Annotated in this window: 12 protein-coding genes; 5 read left to right on the plus strand and 7 right to left on the minus strand. The window is 36.4% G+C overall.

Going from position 1 to position 20135, the window contains the following annotated elements; genetic code table 11:
• The 4 genes from N2201_04700 to N2201_04715 all read right to left on the minus strand — a co-directional run.
• On the minus strand, positions 1–1834 hold a 1834-nt coding region (locus N2201_04700), incomplete at its 3' end, for an ABC transporter permease (protein ID MCX7785511.1).
• 36 nt (positions 1835–1870) lie between these two features.
• Positions 1871–2893, minus strand: coding sequence for an efflux RND transporter periplasmic adaptor subunit (locus tag N2201_04705; GenBank protein MCX7785512.1), 1023 nt, complete (start codon positions 2891–2893; stop codon positions 1871–1873).
• Between the two features lie 384 nt (positions 2894–3277).
• Entirely contained in the window at positions 3278–4513 is a 1236-nt protein-coding gene (locus N2201_04710) for a TolC family protein (protein MCX7785513.1), read from the minus strand.
• A 45-nt stretch (positions 4514–4558) separates the two neighbouring features.
• Positions 4559–4873, minus strand: a complete 315-nt coding sequence (locus N2201_04715) for a hypothetical protein (protein ID MCX7785514.1) — start codon at positions 4871–4873, stop codon at positions 4559–4561.
• A gap of 231 nt (positions 4874–5104) precedes the next feature.
• On the opposite strand from N2201_04715, the gene N2201_04720 reads away from it, so the two are divergent.
• From N2201_04720 to N2201_04735, 4 genes are all read left to right on the plus strand, one after another.
• Positions 5105–5923 carry an MBL fold metallo-hydrolase gene (locus N2201_04720; GenBank protein MCX7785515.1) on the plus strand — a complete coding sequence of 273 codons (819 nt, stop codon included), beginning with the start codon at positions 5105–5107 and terminating at the stop codon, positions 5921–5923.
• 232 nt (positions 5924–6155) lie between these two features.
• Complete coding sequence (gene mutL, locus N2201_04725; protein MCX7785516.1) at positions 6156–7754, plus strand: DNA mismatch repair endonuclease MutL; 1599 nt, start codon at positions 6156–6158, stop codon at positions 7752–7754.
• A 286-nt stretch (positions 7755–8040) separates the two neighbouring features.
• Positions 8041–8985, plus strand: a complete 945-nt coding sequence (miaA, locus tag N2201_04730) for a tRNA (adenosine(37)-N6)-dimethylallyltransferase MiaA (GenBank protein ID MCX7785517.1) — start codon at positions 8041–8043, stop codon at positions 8983–8985.
• 69 nt (positions 8986–9054) lie between these two features.
• A complete protein-coding gene (locus tag N2201_04735; protein ID MCX7785518.1) occupies positions 9055–11337 on the plus strand; it encodes a DNA internalization-related competence protein ComEC/Rec2 in 2283 nt (760 codons plus the stop codon).
• Positions 11338–12478: 1141 nt separating this feature from the next.
• Here N2201_04735 and N2201_04740 read toward each other — a convergent pair.
• The 3 genes from N2201_04740 to xerC are packed head-to-tail and all read right to left on the minus strand — an operon-like array spanning position 12479 to position 15969.
• Positions 12479–14260, minus strand: coding sequence for a helix-hairpin-helix domain-containing protein (locus N2201_04740; GenBank protein MCX7785519.1), 1782 nt, complete (start codon positions 14258–14260; stop codon positions 12479–12481).
• 44 nt (positions 14261–14304) lie between these two features.
• Complete coding sequence (locus tag N2201_04745) at positions 14305–15060, minus strand: hypothetical protein (GenBank protein ID MCX7785520.1); 756 nt, start codon at positions 15058–15060, stop codon at positions 14305–14307.
• Positions 15061–15969, minus strand: coding sequence for a tyrosine recombinase XerC (gene xerC / locus N2201_04750; GenBank protein MCX7785521.1), 909 nt, complete (start codon positions 15967–15969; stop codon positions 15061–15063).
• Positions 15970–16754: 785 nt separating this feature from the next.
• Here xerC and N2201_04755 point away from each other — a divergent pair.
• A complete protein-coding gene (locus tag N2201_04755) occupies positions 16755–19463 on the plus strand; it encodes a choice-of-anchor J domain-containing protein (GenBank protein ID MCX7785522.1) in 2709 nt (902 codons plus the stop codon).
• Positions 19464–20135 lie beyond the last annotated feature (672 nt).

The raw sequence follows: 20135 nt of genomic DNA on the forward strand, positions 1-20135 counted from the left end.
AATTTGCCAATTGGCTAGTTATTTTACTGGCACCAATACCCAAAATAATGCCAATGGCGCCGCCGCATAAAGAGACAATGACCGCTTCAATCAAAAATTGCCCCAAAATATCAATCCTTTGCGCACCAATTGCTTTACGAATACCAATTTCTTTAGTCCGTTCAGTAACGGACACGAACATTATATTCATAATACCGATACCGCCAACAATGAGACTGACAATGGCAATGCCGGCTAAAAGGAGAGTAAAGGTGCGACTGGTCTCTTGGGCTGTAGAAAGAATTTCTGCCTGAGAGCGGACATTGAAATCGTCGTCTTGTCCGGCTCGAATCCGATGTCGTTCACGCAGTAATTTGGTTATTTCTTCGGTGGCTTTTTCCACAAGTTTTTCACTCTTGGCTTCAACATTGATTTCCGTTACTTGGTCTCGGTCTAAGCCGAATAATCTTTTCTGGGCAGTTCTTAACGGTATAAAGATCACATTATCTTCATCACGCCACCCGCTACTGCCTTTTTTACTCATTACTCCGATTACTTGAAAGATATTGCGTCTAATCTTTATGTATTGTCCAATCGGGTCAGTTTCGCCAAAAAGTTTCTCGACCACGGTCTGCCCCAAAACTGCCACTCGACGCATCAATTTATTGTCTTCTTCGGTAAAATAAGAACCGCGTTCTACCGGAAAATTTCGGATTATGGGAAAATTGGACGTAGTGCCGTTAATTTCCGTATTAATATTCTGATTACCATAAACGACTTGTCCATTGCGACGAAAAGAAGCATCAACTCTTGCCACTGAAGGGCATTGCTCAGCAATTGCTTTTGCATCCGCATACGAAAGAGGTGTAAAACTTCCACCGCCGACCATTCTCCGAAATTGGTTTACCATTACCAGATTTGCGCCCATTTGTTTTATGCGTTTTGTTACTTGAGCGCTGGCACCTTGGCCAATGGCAATCATTGTGATTACGGCCGAGACGCCAACAATAATACCAAGCATTGTGAGAAAACTACGGAGTTTATTAGCAAAGATTGACGCCACGGCCATGGTAATGCTCTCTCTAATTTCGGCTAAAGTAAACTGGCGCTTTTTCTTAATTGCTGATATCTTGATATCAGAAGGTGAAATTGGTTTTGGGACTTGTTCAGTTACGGGTTTACCCGAAACGGGTTGGTCTAATACGACTTCGCCATCTTTAAGTCGAATAATTCTTCGTGCATAAGCGGCAACTGAGTCGTCGTGAGTTACCATTACTATCGTTATACCCTTTTGGTTAAGTTCACTTAAAATTGACATTATCTCTTTGCCGGATTTTGAATCTAAATTACCGGTAGGTTCATCCGCAAGAATTACAGAAGGCCGATTGGTCAAGGCACGAGCAATGGCTACCCTTTGTTGCTCACCTCCAGAAAGTTCTATCGGTCGATGATAAGCACGTTCCGAAAGATTTACCTGTTTTAAGGCATTATAGGCAATCTCTTTTCTTTGGGCATGATTACCTGAGTAGATAAGCGGCAATTCAACATTTGCCAATGCAGTTAAACGAGGTAATAGATTATAATTTTGGAAAACAAATCCAATCTTTTGATTGCGGATTTGAGCCAACTGGGAATCTGAAAATTCACTGACATCTGTTCCGTCAATAAAATATTTACCTTCACTGGGAATGTCTAAACAACCCAGAATATTAAGTAAAGTTGACTTCCCGGATCCGGAAGGTCCCATAATTGCGATGAATTCACCATCTTGAACGCGGAATGAAATATTCTTTAGGGCTTGAAGTTCAACTTTTCCCATGCGGTAAATTTTACTGATATTTTTTAGTTCAAGCATATTGACCAACTAAACTATGGGGAAATTTTCATTTTATTAACGAAATCCTCCAGGTGGCGGCATTGCGCGCATCATCTGACGGATTCTGCGTTCAGCCTCAGTGCTATGTCCACCGATACTTTGTGGACCACCTATTAGGATCTTATCACCTTCAGATAGGCCTTCAACTACTTCTACCATTTTGCCATCAGTCACACCAGCGATAATCTTTCTTGGTTCGGGTTTATTACTGGCAAAAACCTGCACGATTTGGTTGCCATTTCGCTCTTTAATTGCGCTTTTGGGAATAAGGAGCACATTATCCTTTTTCACGACAAAGAATTCGACATTAGCGGTCATACCAGAAGCCCATTTTGCTGGCACTTTTTCTGGTTCCACCAGCACATTATAAACGACGACATCGGAAACAATAGTTCCTTCGCGAGCAATTTTAGTAACTTTAGCCGAAACCGGTTCGTTGGGAAAGGCGTCCAAAGTAATTTGGGCTTTTTGTCCGAGTTCAATTTTACCAATATCGGCTTCATCAACCGTAACACTGGCAACTAATCGGTCAGAAATTACAAAGAGGGTTGTTTGAGTATTAACATTTTGCCCTGGTTCACAACTTCGAGAAATGACTTCACCTGCAATAGAGTTAGTCAGAGGAACTGGTTTATATGCCTTCTCCGCAATTTCATAAGATTTTTGGGCCGAGCGGATTTGTGAAGAGTCATGGCTTTTTTGTGCCGATTCTAAAACTGCCCGCGCTGCATCCAAAAGAGCAATTCGGTCTTCGCTAGAAATCCACGCCAAAATATCACCAGGTTTTACCTTTGCACCTTCATCAACTAAAATCTCTTCGACTCGACCGCTAACTGGTGATTTGACTTCAACTCGAGTATAAGGTCTAATCGTGCCTGTTGCCATAACTTTTACCTCAATATTACCTTTAGTTACTTCAAATGTGGTTAATTTCGGTGTCTGGGATTTTTTAACATAACTTGAACGCAGAATAAAAAATCCACCAACGATGATAATTACCCCAACGATAATAACAATGCTTATTAATACTTTCTTCATCAATTACTCCTTCCTACAGGATAGGATAACTTTGTGCATTCCAACGATTCTTGTTAATGCCATTGACATACGCTAATTTGCATTTGTCGCACGCAAACTATAGACGCGAAAATACTGCTGAGCACGGAAAGATACAAATAAACGACATTGCATAGAACTTTTCGCTTGAGTTGAAGAGAACAACATCAAAGAAACTAAACGATACATAGCGCCATTACCATTTGAGGTTAATTATGCAACTGAACTGACCAAAGTAAAGATGGATATATCAGCATTGGACTTCATTTTGTTAAAGCCAAATCTCTTTTGGAAGTTCGTCAAATTTCATTACAGCCCGCATATAATAATTTTTCCTTTGCATTGTGTGTATTATCCAACAAAACATCAGTAGTTTCTACCAACCGTAAAGGCTAATTTTGCTTCGGCATTACGCAAATTATATAACGCATTGAGCAAATTATTTTCTGCTTGAGTTAACTCATTCTCTTTCTGTTGTAAAAAAAAGTAGGAAGTTCTTCCTTGTTCATATTGCAGTTTAGTCAATTGATAAGCACTTTGAGTAGCCGAGAGACTCTTACGACTAATTTCAAGATTTTGCTTTGCTAAAATCCAATCGGAATGTGCTTGTTTGACTTCGGATTCAATACTATTAACAAGTTCTTGTAATTTTAAGGCATGCTGTTTAATGGCAATATTTGCCTGTTTTACTTTACTTTGAGTTGAAAAACCATCAAAAATTGACCAAGACAAACCAACACCCAAAGACCAATTATCATTTTGTTCGAAAAAGTTTTCACCGGATAAACCATATGATGACGATACCGCGATATTGGGCAGATAATTACTAATCGCCTGCATTTTTTGATTTTGGACAATCACTTGATTAATCTTTTGACTAATAATTTCAGGTCTTTGATTATGGGCTTCACGGATAAGACTATCCAATTCAGGAAAATCGCTTGGCTTATCATCATAACTAATCTCAAAATCTTCATTACGATTAAGTAATCTATTAAGTGTGCTTTTGGCTAATTTCAGATTTTCTTGTGCCTGAAATAAATCATATTCAGATTGGGCTAAATTGGCTTCAGCCGAAGCAACATTAGGTTGATTTTCTCTGCCTACAGAATAATTTAATTTAATTAAAACGAGATTTTCCTGACGGCGTTTTAAGACCGTATTTATAAGCGCAATTTGTTCTTGAGTTTGTTTAATCTTAAAAAATGCCTGTTTAACTGCAAGCACAACATCATTCTCTTTTTGCCGATAATTGGCTTGAGCAATTTTTATACGCGCTTTTGCGATTTGTGACCCAGCCCGAATTGAACCCCCTTGGTAAATCGGATACTGGGCATTAATGCCGGTGGAAAAATTACCTGACGGTTCTGAACCGACATTACCTGATTTCCGATAACTACTTGAAAGACTGATGTTCGGATAAAAAGACGCATTAGCCTCAGAGAGATGAGCCCGTGCAACCTCAATCTCCGTTAAAAATTGTTGCAGAGAAAGATTATGCTGTTTAGCGATAGAAATACAATCATCCAAAGACAACGGTTGGCTAAAAAGAGAAAAAGATAATATACTAACTACCAAGAAAAAAGAAAACCTTAATTTCATCGCTTCTTAATAAAGATTCATAAAACTGATTGTGATATAGTTCTTTTATTTTAACGCTAATATACTTGGTGTCAATAAGTAGTTTTTTAAAACTCTAAAAAAAGCACAGATATTATGGTCTTTGCCAGTGTTTACAGTGTCTGCGCATAAATCGTTCTCGTTGTGCTTCGCAACGAGCACATCGTCGCATAAGACGACGGAGTCGGCGTTGGCACAGCCGGCGTTGGCACAGTCGGCTCCGGCATAATCGACGCATTCTTTGTCTTCTAAGAAATGACTTAATCTTAAATTTTGGCTTTTGAATGAAACATTGATGGCAGGTAGTTTCAGTTTGATAATTAAACTTTGAGTTATCAGCAAAAAGAGCAGGCGTGGTGACAAGAAAAGTCAAAATTATGATAATAGCGGATATTAATTTTCTTTTGAACTTATTCATTTTGTCCTCCACTGGTTATTTTTCTTATTCAACTTTATTGTTGTCATACATTATATTAGACAAGAAATGTTATCAAAAGTTTAATCGGTCGATTCTGCAAATAATCTTAGTAAGCATAGGGTTGACATTGGTCTAATTTTCAATATCTTTATTAAGTGAAAACTTCTAAATCAAATATCATCAAAGACAAATCAACCGAAACAAATTTTATTGTCTTTTTAGGAACAGGTGGTGCCCGGATTGTTGTCGCAAAACAATTACGGGCAACAGGTGGTATCTGGTTTTCGCTCAATCATACGAATTTTATTGTTGACCCAGGACCTGGTTCATTAGTAAAGATTACTTCTTCAAAACATCATCTGGACCCAACGAAACTGGACGCAATTATCCTTTCGCATAAACATTTAGACCATTCTAATGATGTTAATATTATGATTGAGGCCATGACTACAGGCGGAACTATTAAACGCGGAAGACTTTTCTGCCCTCAAGATGCTTTAGAAGGTAATGATAAAGTGGTCTTAAATTACTTGCGTGATTTTTTGGACGAAATTATAATATTACACGAACACGGCAAATATAAGATTAATGGCATTAATTTCACAACGCCTAAGCAACAACACCATCCTGGTGATGTGTACGGTCTGATTTTTGACAATGGTAAGATAAAAATTTCTTATGTTGTAGATACTAAATATTTTCCTGAACTGGCGGAGATTTATAAAGCGGATCTTATGATATTTAATGTGATTCGTCTTCAGCCCAGTGAAATTGAGCATCTGTCTTTAGAAGATGTTAAGACCATTATTCAAAAGGCAAAACCCAAGACCGCAATTATAACTCATTTTGGAATGACTATGCTCAAAGCCAAACCCTGGATACTTGCGGAACAATTAACGCAACAGACGGGTATCAAAGTCATTGCAGCAAATGATGGAATGAAATATGACCTTTCAGAAATATTACGCTTCTAATCTAAATATGTAATGAAAATAGACTTTCGAAAACATTAAACCTGTAATCTAAAACTTTTATGGTATGAAATATGACCTTTCGGAAATATTACACCTCTAATCTAAATATGTAATGAAAATAGACTTTCGAAAATATTAAACCTATAATCTAAAACTTTTATGGTATGAAATATGACCTTTCAGAAATATTAAACCTGTAATCTAAAATTTTGGGGATGTGCAATTTTAGAAAATGAGTCGAGTTAAAATATTATCTGAAGAGACAATTCGCAAGATTGCGGCCGGTGAAGTCATTAATCGACCCGCATCGGTCGTTAAGGAACTGATTGAAAATGCTCTTGATGCCCAAAGTCAGAAAATCATAATTGAATTAAAAGAAGGCGGAAAGAATCTTATCAAAGTTATTGATGATGGAATTGGTATGTTTCGAGAAGATGTCAGATTAGCCATTCAACGCCATGCTACCAGTAAACTTACAACAATTGATGACTTAAAGACACTAAAAAGTTATGGCTTTCGTGGTGAAGCCTTAGCCAGTATTGCTGCGGTTTCTCGAATTAGAATTGAAACCAATACAGACGAGAAGTCAACTGGCACATTTTTATCGGCAGAAGCCGGCAACATCACGGAAATTAAAGAAATTGCTCGAGCACGGGGTACAACCATTACCGTCCAAACGCTATTTTACAATTTACCGGTTCGTCGGGGATTTCTCAAATCCGACAGTTACGAATTGAAACTTATCATTGAGACACTCCGGGCTTATGCGTTAATCTATCCGGAAATCGCTTTTTCGCTCTACAATGATGGCAAAGAAATTTTGGTGTTACCCAAAGTATCTACTATTAAAGAACGGCTAAAACTCTTTTTAGAAAAATCGGTATTTTCTAGTCTCTTTGAGTTCCGATTTGATAATCCGATTATTTCATTCTGGGGATATATTTCGGCTCCAGAAACTGCCAAGACATTTTATGAGATTCAGCAAGTGGTATTTAATCAAAGACCGGTGCGCAATCGGACGGTATCGAAGGCAATCTATGAAGGATATGCCGGCACCCTACGCGGAAATAACCCTAATTTTATTGTGTTTTTAGAAACCAGTCCGGAAAATCTTGATGTTAACATCCATCCAACCAAACAAGAGGTGCGATTTGCCGATGAACGGTTTTTGTATGATTTTATCAGTGAAGCAATCCGAAAAACCCTGGGGTTAAAACGCCGCGAAGAATTATCAGAAGAGACAACTTTATTTCAAAGTAGATTCATCGAGACTGAAGGTATGCCCCAAGGATTCTGGCAATTGCATAATTCTTATATTTTTGCTCAGGTGCAGACTGGCTATTGTGTGATCGACCAACACGCTGCGGCTGAACGGATAATCTTTGAAGACATTTTACGACAGGATGACAAGACTGATACCCAAGGACTACTTTTCCCAATCATTATGGAATTAACACCGGAAGAGTTTAGTATCTACGAAGAGATAAAAGAAACCTTATCGTCTTTAGGCATTGAGACTAAAGTCTTCAGTGGTCGAAGTGTTGTGGTCGAATCTGTGCCCAGTAGTGCCAATTTAACGAAAAATGATATTCAGGAATTTTTCTTAGAATTAACCCGGGTGGATAAAAAACAACTTTCGTTTAAGGAAGAAATTGCGAAATTAATTGCTTGTAAAGGTGCAGTTAAGGCTAATCAGCGATTGTCTCAACCAGAAATGGAGGCTCTAATTAATAAACTCTTTGCTTGTAAAGACCCTTATTTCTGTCCGCATGGCAGACCAACGATAATTAAAATTTCAAGAGAGGAGTTGGATAAAAAATTTGGCAGATAACTTGATGGGAATTTTAAATTCAAAGCACCAAGTTTTAAATTATAACTATAAAAAATCTGCATTCAAAGGATAAAATTATAAATATCAATTCAAGGGATAAGATTATAAGTACCGATTCAGAGGATAAGATTATAAATATCAATTCAAGGGATAAAATTGTAAGTACCGATTCAGAGGATAAGATTGCAAGTACCAATTCAAAGGATAAGATTAAAATACCTATTCAAGTCTAATGTTTATGATTGAATATAATTATTCATTGGGAATTTGAAATTTCGTTATTAGTATGAAGATATTTACTATAGTCGGTCCGACCGGTGTCGGAAAAACCGCAATTGCCATTGAACTGGCAAAGCAATACGATTTGGAAATTATTTCTGCGGATTCTCGGCAAATTTATAAATATATGGACATCGGCACAGCAAAACCACAATTAGCAGATGGCAGATGGCTAAAGGCTAATGGCGATTCAATAAAATTCCATATGGTTGATATTGTCACACCTGATGTTTTATATTCTGCGGCTGATTTTGCCCGAGATGTAAGTAAAGTGATTGCAGAGTTGACTACGCAAAATAAACGATTCATTTTAGTTGGTGGTTCGGGTCTATACTTAAAAGCATTATTTGAACCTTTCTTTTCTGCCCCACCCCGAGATTTGAAACTAAGAAAAGTTCTATCTCGCGAGCCTTTAGATGAATTATACGAACGGCTGAAGATTGTTGACCCAGAATCGGCTCAACGCATCCACTGTCAGGACCGTCAAAGAATTATCCGAGCCTTAGAGATTTACGAGCAGACCCGAAAACCGTTATCAGTTCAATTAAAGACTGAAACTAAGAAATCGCAATATGAACCATATTATGTTGGAATAACAATGCCCAGAAAGTTATTATACGACAAGATAAATCGACGATTTGATGTGATGATGGAAAACGGATTAGTTGATGAAGTCAAGAACCTTTTGCAGATGGGCTATACTAAAGAACATAATGCGCTTAACGGCATCGGTTATCAAGAGATAATCCGCTTTTTAGATGGCGAGATTTCTTTAACTCAAGCAATTAATATTGCAAAAACCCGCTCTCGTCAATATGCCAAAAGACAGATAACTTGGTTTAAGAAAGTTAAAGATATAAGATGGATTGAATTTACAGAATTTGAACCAACTTTTAATAAAGTTAAAAATGAATATGAAAAGTATCTCAAAGAAATATCTCATAAGGATTGAATTTAACAACATTTTGAGAAGTTTATCGAACATACAAAGATTATTTATCCTGTAATCAGTAAGTAGAAGATGCGATATGCTACCCTGAAAGCATTAATTGCAATTGTTGGTGGTATTCTTCTGATGCAAGTTGCTTCCATTTCGACTTTATACTTGTTAATATCGGCCATCGTAGCATTAGTTCTTGGGATTTTTACCAAAGGTTACTTGTTATATCTTGCTCTGTTTTTCGCTTCAGCAATTAACTTTAACCAACAAAAACTATCTCAATCAATTGCCGCAAGTTTTCCGCATTTTGATACACCTCTTAAAATTAGACTGCAGATTGTCGAGGAACCGATTGTATTTAGTAATCGCTATACAGCCAAGATTTTGGCGATTAATAACTCGGTCGGGTTTGGAAAAGTTTTTTTATTTGTTAAGTCAGAAGAAAGAATTTTATCTTACGGCGATATTGTTGAATGTGAATCGAAAATCGTTCCGTTTGATTTTCCCAGAAATCCCAATCTGATTGATTATAATCAATATTATCATAAACAAGGCTATCTGGGCAATATTTTTGTTAGTGGTTCTGAAATTAAAGTCTTAAAAACTAAACAAGGCAATCGGATTACGCAAAGTTTAATTATTCCCTTGCGCCAATATTTCTTCAAAACGATTGATACTTTTTTTGATGCCGATGAGAAAGATTTATTATTAGGCTTTGTGTTGGGTGAAAAGCGAGGCATGTCCCAAAGTATGAGAGCAACTTTTGCTGATGCCGGAGTCGCCCATATTTTAGCAATTTCTGGGCTTCATATGGCAATTCTTATTGGTATTTTAATTTTATTACTGCCGATAGTTGGCATTAGGAGAATTGGGCAATTAGTAATTATTATCTTGATAACAATTTTTTACTTGGCAATTATCGGATTTAGATATTCAGCGGTTCGTGCGGGTTTAATGGCAATTTGTGCTTGCTTAGGACTATTTTTAGAACGAAACTATGAACCGCGTAATGGTCTTTTTATTGCAGGAATTATCATTCTTTTAATTTCACCCCAGGCACTGAACGATGTTAGTTTCCAATTGTCGTTTTCTGCTACCCTTGCCATAATTCTAATTACACCTAAACTTTATGGGACACTCAAAGATAAAAGAATGCCAAAGATTATTAAAAACTATCTGGTTTTGCCCTTAATTGTTTCCTTTAGTGCCACAATAGGAACAGCGCCGATTCTATTATATCATTTCTTTCGATTTCCAATTTTGACCATTTGGGCTAATTTATTAATTGTGCCCTTAGTGTCTTTGGCACTACCTTTAGGTTTCTTGGTTTTATTATTAAATCCTTTGTTTAAGCCATTAGCCCAAATCTACGCGAATACCCTATGGTTATTACTAAAACTGATAATTTTTATCAGTGAGAAATTTGCCAATCTTTCTTGGCAGATAATTGAACCTGGTAGACCTTCGATGTTATTAATACTATTATTTTATCTTGGAGTGTTAGTAATTCTTTTCTGGAAAAAGGCGCTCTTGAGAAAAATTTCTATAGCAATACTATTAATCGGTCTTAATTTTGAGGTTGGGAAAAGTATTTTACAACCAAATTATTTCACAATCACTTTTCTTGACCTCAGACAAGGTGATGCCATATTTTTAGAATTGCCTAATAGAAGAAAGATGCTTATTGATGCGGGAGAAGAAAATGAAATTGTTCCACAATTCTTAAAAAGTAAAGGTATAAAAAGTATTGATTTCGCAGTAATCAGCCACCCCCATCTTGACCATTATGGCGGATTCAGAAATTTACTCAATGATTTTAAGATACTAAATATAATCGTCGCAACTGACAAATCTAAGGACACAGTGTATACTAATCTTATTGACGGTATTAAGCGTAAGGGAGTAAATGTATTCTATGCGGACCGATGGCAGGCAATAAAAGGGTTAGGATTAAAAGCCGAGATTTTTTCGCCGGATAGAGAAATTAGACGAATCTATGCCTTAGAGGCGCTAAAGATTAATGATATATCTATTGTTTTGAAACTTGAATATAACAATATATCGTTTCTTTTTCCAGGAGATTTAGATGATGCGGAACTTATTGCTAATTTACCCGTCCAATCTTGTATCTTAAAATCTCCCCATCACGCAAGTAAGAAAGCAAACAATCCATTACTTTTTGATATAGTTAAACCTGAATATATTATTATCACAGGCAGAAAAAAAGTTAATCAAGAGGTGCTTGATTTAATTGAACAGTATCAAATAAAATCTTTTAATATCCGAAAAGATGGCGCTTTGATAATTAAAATAAAGAAGACAAAGGTAAATTTTGAGCGATTTAATGGGCAAAGGTATTTCTAAACTATAAGCACTAACCATCAAAACAGAAACCATAATCGCGAAAGCAAACAATAAAGAGACAAAAGAGAGAAATCAAGGATATGTTTTTTGATGAATTGGCGTGTTTTCTTAGATTTCTACAGATGTCCGTTAGTTTTTATTATGTCTGCATAGGAAAAATGACTTTTGCCGAGCACTCTGTGCCATTTGCTCTTCCTTGATGGAAAGGAATAAAAGGAAGGCGAAATTTTCAGAATCACCCCCATCTGACTTCTTCCAGCAAGGAAGAGGAATTGATGATGAAATCTCTTTCATCAATGGCAAGGATTTAACAAAAAAGCATCACTCCAACTCTATCCGGTCGGACCTGCTCAAATGGTGCTTTCAAAAGTCTCTAACCCAAAAGTTTATTATCCAACTTATAACCTATTGTAGCACAAATCGTTCTAATAAGATTGCTATTTAAACTGATATTTGATTTTCTGTCAGATTACGTTTTAAGTTATTTCAAAGGCGGTCTTATAAATAAACAAGCATATATTGGGAAAAGTCTTAAAAGAATATCTGGTTTTTACAGATTGAGATACAAACTTCAAAATATTTTACTATGCGAATTAGGCTAACTGGTAGGCGACCTCTTATTACGCTTATAGGGTAAATGACTATATGCGATATGCTGGGATATAGTCTGGCTTGGGCTAGCCCCGGCCTAGCCCCTTATAAATTTCAAATAGAACAAGTTCCCACCTGCTTAATTTTCTGAATGGACTAACTGAACTAATCTTTCTTGTGTAACCTTATACTCTTTTTCTCTTCGTTCATAAACTGGTATAAGGAGACCTGTTTGATATGGTGTGGTGTTCTTTTAACGACAGATAACAGAATTGATTTTGTTATCTGGTTCAAAATAGATTATTTACGGCGATAAATAAAGATAAATTAAACGACTTGTCTAATAACCTTTTTATAATAATCCCTATCTTGCGATTAAATACCATAGATGACGGAAAAGGCTATTCTCCTTTGTTATAGTAAATTTAAGATAATACACAAAAAATTAAAGTTAAATAAAAACAACTTCTAATTTTTGTTAAAGTAATATTTTAATCTATGGTTAACGCAAGGAATAAGTTATTGGTATTAGATAATAAATACTTGAGTTCTATATTTCAAATGTTAGTTGCACTGCAGAATCCAGATTTTGGTTATGGGTTGGTGTTAGCGGATTGAGTTCTGGTTGAATTTTAGTAAATCCAATTCGTCCGGCAATCTTGAGGTATCGAAAGAGATGGGATTCAAAAGAACTAAAAATTCTTAATCCTCTTTTATTAAAAACAAAATTTCGGTTCAGTCCTTGAGCGCCGGATTCATAAACATAGATTTTACAATCAGAGGAGTTAACATCAAAATAATATATTTGAGACTCGATTTTGAACTGGCGCAAAGTCAATTTTGCACCACAGGAAAATAATCTGCCGAGTTTGGGGAAATCTTTTACATAGCGGTCTTCAATTCTCATCACCAGATTTAGGTTTTTTAATACCTGGTAATTAAAATCAAAGCGCGTGCCATAAGTTGTTAAAACTGCTTCTTGATAATTACTTTTTAGCACCAGTCCAATTTCAATTGGTCCTTGTTTTCGGTTAATGCGAAATTGCACTCTGGCTGGTAATGAGTCGGAAATAAAGTTTTGTTTCGTGCTAGTGTAAAAATACATCTTAAAACCGATAAGATTGTAATAGATATTAAATTTAGCATAAATCTGGTCTTTGCGAGAGGTTAAAGTTTTCCATCGGCTGTAAGGAGAAAAGAAATTTTTCTGTTGGGCATAGAAATCAAAATTTACTTTTAAGCATCGCCAGTCGCCAATGATTTGTCCACTGGCACCAAAACCCCAATATAAACTATATCCAATCTCACTTCTTAAAAAATAGTGACCAAGATGAGTTTTGCCATCAATGCTGAAGAGATTTAAGTTTGAACCATAAAATGAATTGGTTGAATCTTTAGGAGCAAATTGTTTATCATAGCGATTATGATAAGATGTTAAGCCGAGCATAAAAGACGGTTGGGAATAGGTTATTCTCAATCCCATCAAATCAGCCCGCAGTTGGTTGCGACGGGCAATAGTTGTAGAATCAATAAATTTAGTATAATAATAGATTTTATAGACATAGCCATCCTTTATCTCCGCAGAAAGATAGGATGAAGAAAGATAAGTATAAATGCCGAAATCTGATAACTGCTGAAAATAGCCGACACCAAAAAGGGATGGATAGGTATAAACACTTTTAACTTCATTTAGCGCACGATTGGGTTCTAAGGAGAAGTTTTTACTAGGATTAAGATAAGAGGTCGGACCTGCAAAGAGTAGTTGCGAACCGAAATTCATTGTATAATTACCCAATACAATACGATTACTCCTCGTCGTGATGGAAATTGAACTTGACGAGAAATCAGTAAAACTCCTTTCTTTAGCATCTTTGTCCGTCAGGAAAATCATCCTGATATCTGTTGCTAAGTGTCGCAAGGAAAATTTCAAGCGAGTTGCTGTTTCCCATTCTTCGGTTCGGAAAAGATTTTTTAGGCTGTCCAGAATTATTTTCGTTTGGAGTTGACTTTGAATTTTAGGTGGTTTTTGTTCTCGGATTGTAATGAAATGCTTAATATTATCAAAGAGTTCTATGTCAATACTGGGAATTTCTAACAACTCGGAAATTGAATTAAACTTGCCTTTCTTTTTACGGACTAGCAGAATTTGATTGACAGTAACCGGAGTCAAATAAGGAATTCTGATTAATTCCTCATAACCGGCAGTATTTATCTCCAGCGGGTTAGTGCTTAACTCTTCAAATACTTCTTGGGTTATGGTCTCTTTTGGTAATTCAATATCTTCTTCAAGTAAATCTTGGGAAAAAAGAGAAATCAGTAAAATAATTACCATCTCATAATTAGGAATAGTTTACATTCCAATTCAAACACACCGACTCACCAAAAATAACCCAGACTAAAGATTGAGGTTTGCTTAAGTTTCGTATGGTATTGAAAGGAATAATCAAAATGAATATTCTTAAAAATAATGCTTAAGCCTGTGCTTAAAATTAAGGGATTAGTTTTCGTTCCTAAGCAGAAGGTAAGTTCTGGTAGCAATTTGAACTCTGTGCCGATTGCAAGATATTGGGTTTCTGGAGATTTAATCAAATCTCCGCCAAACCGAAAATCGGATACGGGCTCAAATAAAATTCCGGCTAAAACCTGCCAGGGTAATTTTTCGCCCAAAGAATTTTGGGGATAATTAAAATTTTCTAATACCGCAGAAAAATTGATTTTGTCCACAAAATAAGAGATTCCTAAATTTAATGCCGGCATAATCGTTTGACCATAATCCGATAAATCTAAATACAATCCCTTTACCATAATGCCATAGGCAAGATGAGAACTAAAATCAAAACCAGCAGAAAATGATAAAGTATATTCCTGGTAACTGATAAAGCCTAAACGGGTTATGCCGAGACCAAAATTTTTATAGTTTAAACTCAGCCGATTATATTGCAGTTCCCTGATTTCAAAAGGTCGACAATAGACTAAACCGATACCATTTTTGTTAAGACGAGATAATAAAGAGGGATTTATTGCTGTTGCATTATAGGTTGATTGGATAGTTGAAGATATTTGTAATGCGGAACTACTTCCGCCAATTTCCTGATATTCAAAAATTGTCAAAAGGTAGAATAAAATCAACATTTATTCTTCTTTTCCCGAGCGGGGATGGGCTTTGTCATAGATTTTTTTTAACCGCTCTACTGAAAGATGGGTGTATATTTGGGTTGTTGCTAAAGAACTATGACCTAAAAGTTCTTGCACTGCTTTTATATCTGCGCCCCGTTCTAATAAATGAGTTGCAAAAGTATGTCTTAAAGTATGGGGACTTATCCGAACCGCATCTGCCAGCCGAGCAATTTGAGATTTAACAATCATCTGGACCGAGCGTGTGGTCAATCGCTTTCCTTTAAGATTTAGAAATACCGCGGGGTTGTTTTTATCTTTTCGGATTGCCAGATATTCTTTTAACGCTTTTTGGGCATAACTGCCTAAAGGCACAATTCGTTCTTTACCGCCTTTACCTTTAACTAAAATAACTTCATTATAAAAATCAATATCACTAAGATTTAGATTTATCAGTTCTTGGGCTCTAAGACCAGCACCGTATAGCACTTCCATAATTGCTCGATTTCGACAAGACTGTTCGTCATTACCGTGAATGTCCAATAACTTTTGCGTTTGATATTGAGTTAAAAAACCAGGTAATTTTTTAGTGATTTTGGGGGTCTTGACAACGCGGGCAGGATTAACTTGCACTAATTTCTTACGCATCAGATAGCGATACAATGATTTTAGGGAAGAAAGTTTTCTTGCCACAGAACTGCGTTCATAACCATACTTTAAGAGATAACCAATAAAATCTCTGATGTCTTCGCGTTTCACTTGAGTGATATCTTTAATCTCTTTACGGTCATAGAGAAATTCCAGAAATTGGCTCAAATCAATCTGATAGGCTCTTGCGGTGTATGGGGAAAAATTTTTCTCTTGGATTAAATATCTTATAAAATCAACGACATGCGTATTGGACGGATAAATTTGACGAAAATACATAAAAAAATAATATGTCAAACTTCTAATAAGTCAACAACTATTGCGAATTTATCCCAATTGAGTAAAGATTATTATACAAATGTTTAAAGTTTTACAAATTTACCAAATTAAGAGAATACGAAAGATATGCTAAGGAAAGTTTGCATTAAAAAGGGATGTGAGGTTGAGATAATATTTGTTTTTTAAGATTGTTTATAGTGACTTATCGATAAAAAATTTCGCTTTTTTGTGATTTAACAATTTTGTTTAGGTTTTAGGCTCTTTATTTAATGTGTAATTTTAGGTTAGATATGTTAAAAATATTAGGTAACGTCAAGAATTTTTAGTAAATTCTTTTTTCGTCCATAAAGACTTTGCCGGCCATTGTTAGTAGGGTATAATATTTTGGGGGTAAATTTAGACTTGAAATGCTAAAAATAAAGGTGTATCTGCCGATGGTAAATAATGATAATTATAACAAGAAAAATGATAATTATAACAAGAAAAAGGAGAATGCATCTATTTTATCCTTGACAAATTCAGAAAAATTTTGTATGATAATATAAAAATCATTGAATAAATGATTAAACCTTATGGTGTATACTTTTAAGTCTTCCAATGCTGGATTGATAATAATGAAAAACGGTTTGTTCTGTGTGAGATTAGATTGGTGTGCGGTTGCTGTAACTAAATATCATAATGTTTGTAATCGTATAATTAAAACAAATATCTGCCATAATTGGCAGGAGGAGGTACCTGTAAGTAAAACAAATAAACAAAAAATTATAAATTAAATGGAGGAAGCAATGAGCAAAAAAGTATTAATACTAATAATGATGTTAGGGTTAGTAATATCAATTAATGCCTCAGCCCCGACATCAAAAGTCGAAGCCCTTGGGATTGATTCCAAGACATCGAAACAGATTATAATAAGAGAACCAATTATCTTCCCTAATCTGAACAGGGTAAAAGTGACGATTTTCTCGGAAAGTTTTACCGGCACGACATTTCCACCAACTGGTTGGACGAGAATTCAGAATAATACTGGCACACAAGGCGGATATCCTTGTTATTGGTCCAGATTTACCACTTCACCCTATTATTATAGTGCACCTGCATCAGCAGGACTTTGGTGGTCTTATAATTATCAAGATGAATGGCTAATAACACCGCCAATTACTCTTACTGGCTCACCAGGAGGAGTTTATAATCTAACTTGGCGGACCTATGGGTTCCGTAGTTCAAATTATGATGACCATTACTATACGAAAATCTCTACTGATGGCGGAACAACTTGGACAACGCTTTATGACCTTTCGGCATTAACTCCTCCAGATTCCGGCTGGAGTTCTTGGGATACACCAATAACTATTAGTTTAAATGCTTATGCTGGCCAGACGGTAAAAATTGCTTGGCATGCTGATGACCCACCACCACCAAATGGACCGGGTCTTTGGTTCTCATGGATGATAGATGATATTGAAATCTGGTATCCGGCGATGAATGATGTTGGCATTGACCAGATTGTCAGCCCGGGCAATATGCATCAACCGAATACACCAATGACTCCTCAAGCCAAAGTAAAAAATTACGGCAGTGCTAATCAAACTAACTTTTCTGTTGTTTGTTCAATTGTTAATCCCGGTGGTCTTGTTCGCTTTACTCATTCCAGGACAATTTCCTTGGCTGCAGGTCGCGATACAGTAATAAGTTTTAACACCTGGACACCGACCGTACAGGAGATGTTAACGGTGATTATGAGAACTAACCTGGCAGGTGATGAAAATCCAGCCAATGACCGCAAAACTTCGACCTGTAATGTTTCAACTTCAACTCAAATTGTTATTGGAACTGCCACGACCTATCAGAGAACTGAACCGTTAGACCGTTATTATAACTATAATACACATGAAGTAATTTATCTCCAGTCAGAAATCGGAGCCGCGGGCAATATTACCCACATTGCATATGAAAGAGAATTAGGTCCTAATACTGACCCAATTACACCAGTTGATATTTATATGTGTCATACTACTGAAGCAACACTTGCAACTGGTTCCATTACCTTACCACCAACCGCACCTTGGGAATTAGTCTATTCTGGTCCATTCCCCAATGATGCTGGAACCGGTTGGCGTGAAGTGCAACTTACAACTCCTTTTTACTACAACAACTCAGAAAATCTTCGTATCTTAATAGTTAAAGGATTCCAACAATATATTTCATCCACTGATTGTCCCCAATGGCGCTATACCACAACATCACCGAATTATCGAACCCGAGGTGGAAGAAGTGATGCCAGCCAACCAACCAGTCTCACCCAAACATATAACCGACCAAATATTAGACTCACAATAACAAGTCAACCACCTCCAGCCAACGATGTGGGTGTCCTTCGAATTATTACTCCTTTTGGTAGTCATCAAGCAAATACACCATTGATTCCGAGAGCAGTAGTTAAAAATTATGGAACCGCGACCCAAACCAATTTCCCTGTTGCTTGTACTATTGTTGGTGCAGGAAATGTGGTTAGATATCAGGACACCAAGATCGTTACTTCATTAGCCGCAGGCGAAACGACTGTGGTTACATTTGCTACTTGGACTCCGACTATCACTGAATATGAATCGGTCTTTGTTAGAACATTGCTTGCTGGTGACGAAAGACCCGACAATAACCGAAAGAGTAGAGGATTTTTAGTACATGCCTTTATTCTAATGGAAGGTTTTAATGATGTTGTATTCCCACCACCAGGCTGGGATACAATTCGCGTATCAGGAACAAGTGCTAATAACACATGGTCGCGCCAAACTTCAGGAACTAATCCCACCTGTACACCAATTGAAGGCACAGCAATGGCAAGATATTATTCATTCCTTGCGCCAGCAGGGAATTCATCCCGACTCAGGTCTCCAGCAATCAATCTGGGCACGACTCCGCAACCTTGCACTTTGAAGTTCTATATGACCCGTGACCCAGGATATCCGAACAGTAACGACCGTATTACAGTGCAAACTTCAACTGACGGTATAAACTGGACTGACATTGTTACTCTTCCTCGGCCTGCTTCAGCATTTGCTTGGGAAGAACAATCAGTTTACTTGGGTGATTTAAGTGGTACCTTCTATTTCGCATTTTTAGGTATTTCTGAATATGGTAATAATATCTTTATAGATGATGTCCGATTAAAAGGCAGACCGCTTGGTACTGAAGAAAATCGACATGAGACATCACTAATCACTGCTCTTAGCGCCCCAAAACCGAATCCGACAACAAATGGTTTAGCCAAAATTTCCTTTACCTTAGCCGAACCTGGTGATGTGAATCTCACGATTTATGATGCTTCGGGTAGATTAGTAAAAACTTTAGTCAATACTCATCTGGTAAAAGGTATTTACAACTATACTTGGAATGGCACTGATGAAAATAATCGTAAGGTTGCCGAAGGTATTTACTTCTACACTCTCAAAACCGCAGATAAGAAATACACTAAGAAACTGGTCTTTACCCGATAATTAATATAAAAATATTAACTGAGGCTGGGTGAAAAAACCCAGCCTCTTTTTTTCAATACTTTGGCAAAACTTAATTGGAGACATTTTTGGCACTTTTAGTTGTTTTATAATTATACTTTTAATAAATTCTACTAATTTGTTATCGGGTAGTGTATAATATTGTGTAAAGTTGATAGGTTAAAAATAAAGGCGTATTCTCCTATATGGTGAATAATATTTTGGGTAAATTTAGACTTGATAGGTTAAAAATAAAGGTGTGTCCTCCTTTTGAAGGCTTGACAAATTATACTATCTAATGTATATGTATCCTCCTATCGAAGACTTGACAGGTTATACTTTTTAAGGTATAATTGGATAATAAAATGCGATTCAGAACCTATACTGATTTTAAGCAGAAGTTAATAAAAACTGCAGGGGTTCTGAATTTTAGGCTTGTAAGTTCTTTGAAACCAAAGGGTTTGAAAGCGTAGGGTCTCCGAATGAGACATTGCGTACGCAACTGAAACATCGCTCTATCAATTTGATCAGGTGTTAGTTTTTGAGTCTCCGAATGAGACATTGCGTACGCAACTGAAACAATAAGTTATTATACATAAACACCTCCACTCAAAGTCTCCGAATGAGACATTGCGTACGCAACTGAAACCAAAGATAAAGAAAACGATTACTACT

The organism is candidate division WOR-3 bacterium (assembly GCA_026418155.1).
Taxonomy (GTDB): domain Bacteria; phylum Hydrothermota; class Tepidihabitantia; order Tepidihabitantales; family CAIPLT01; genus JAOABV01.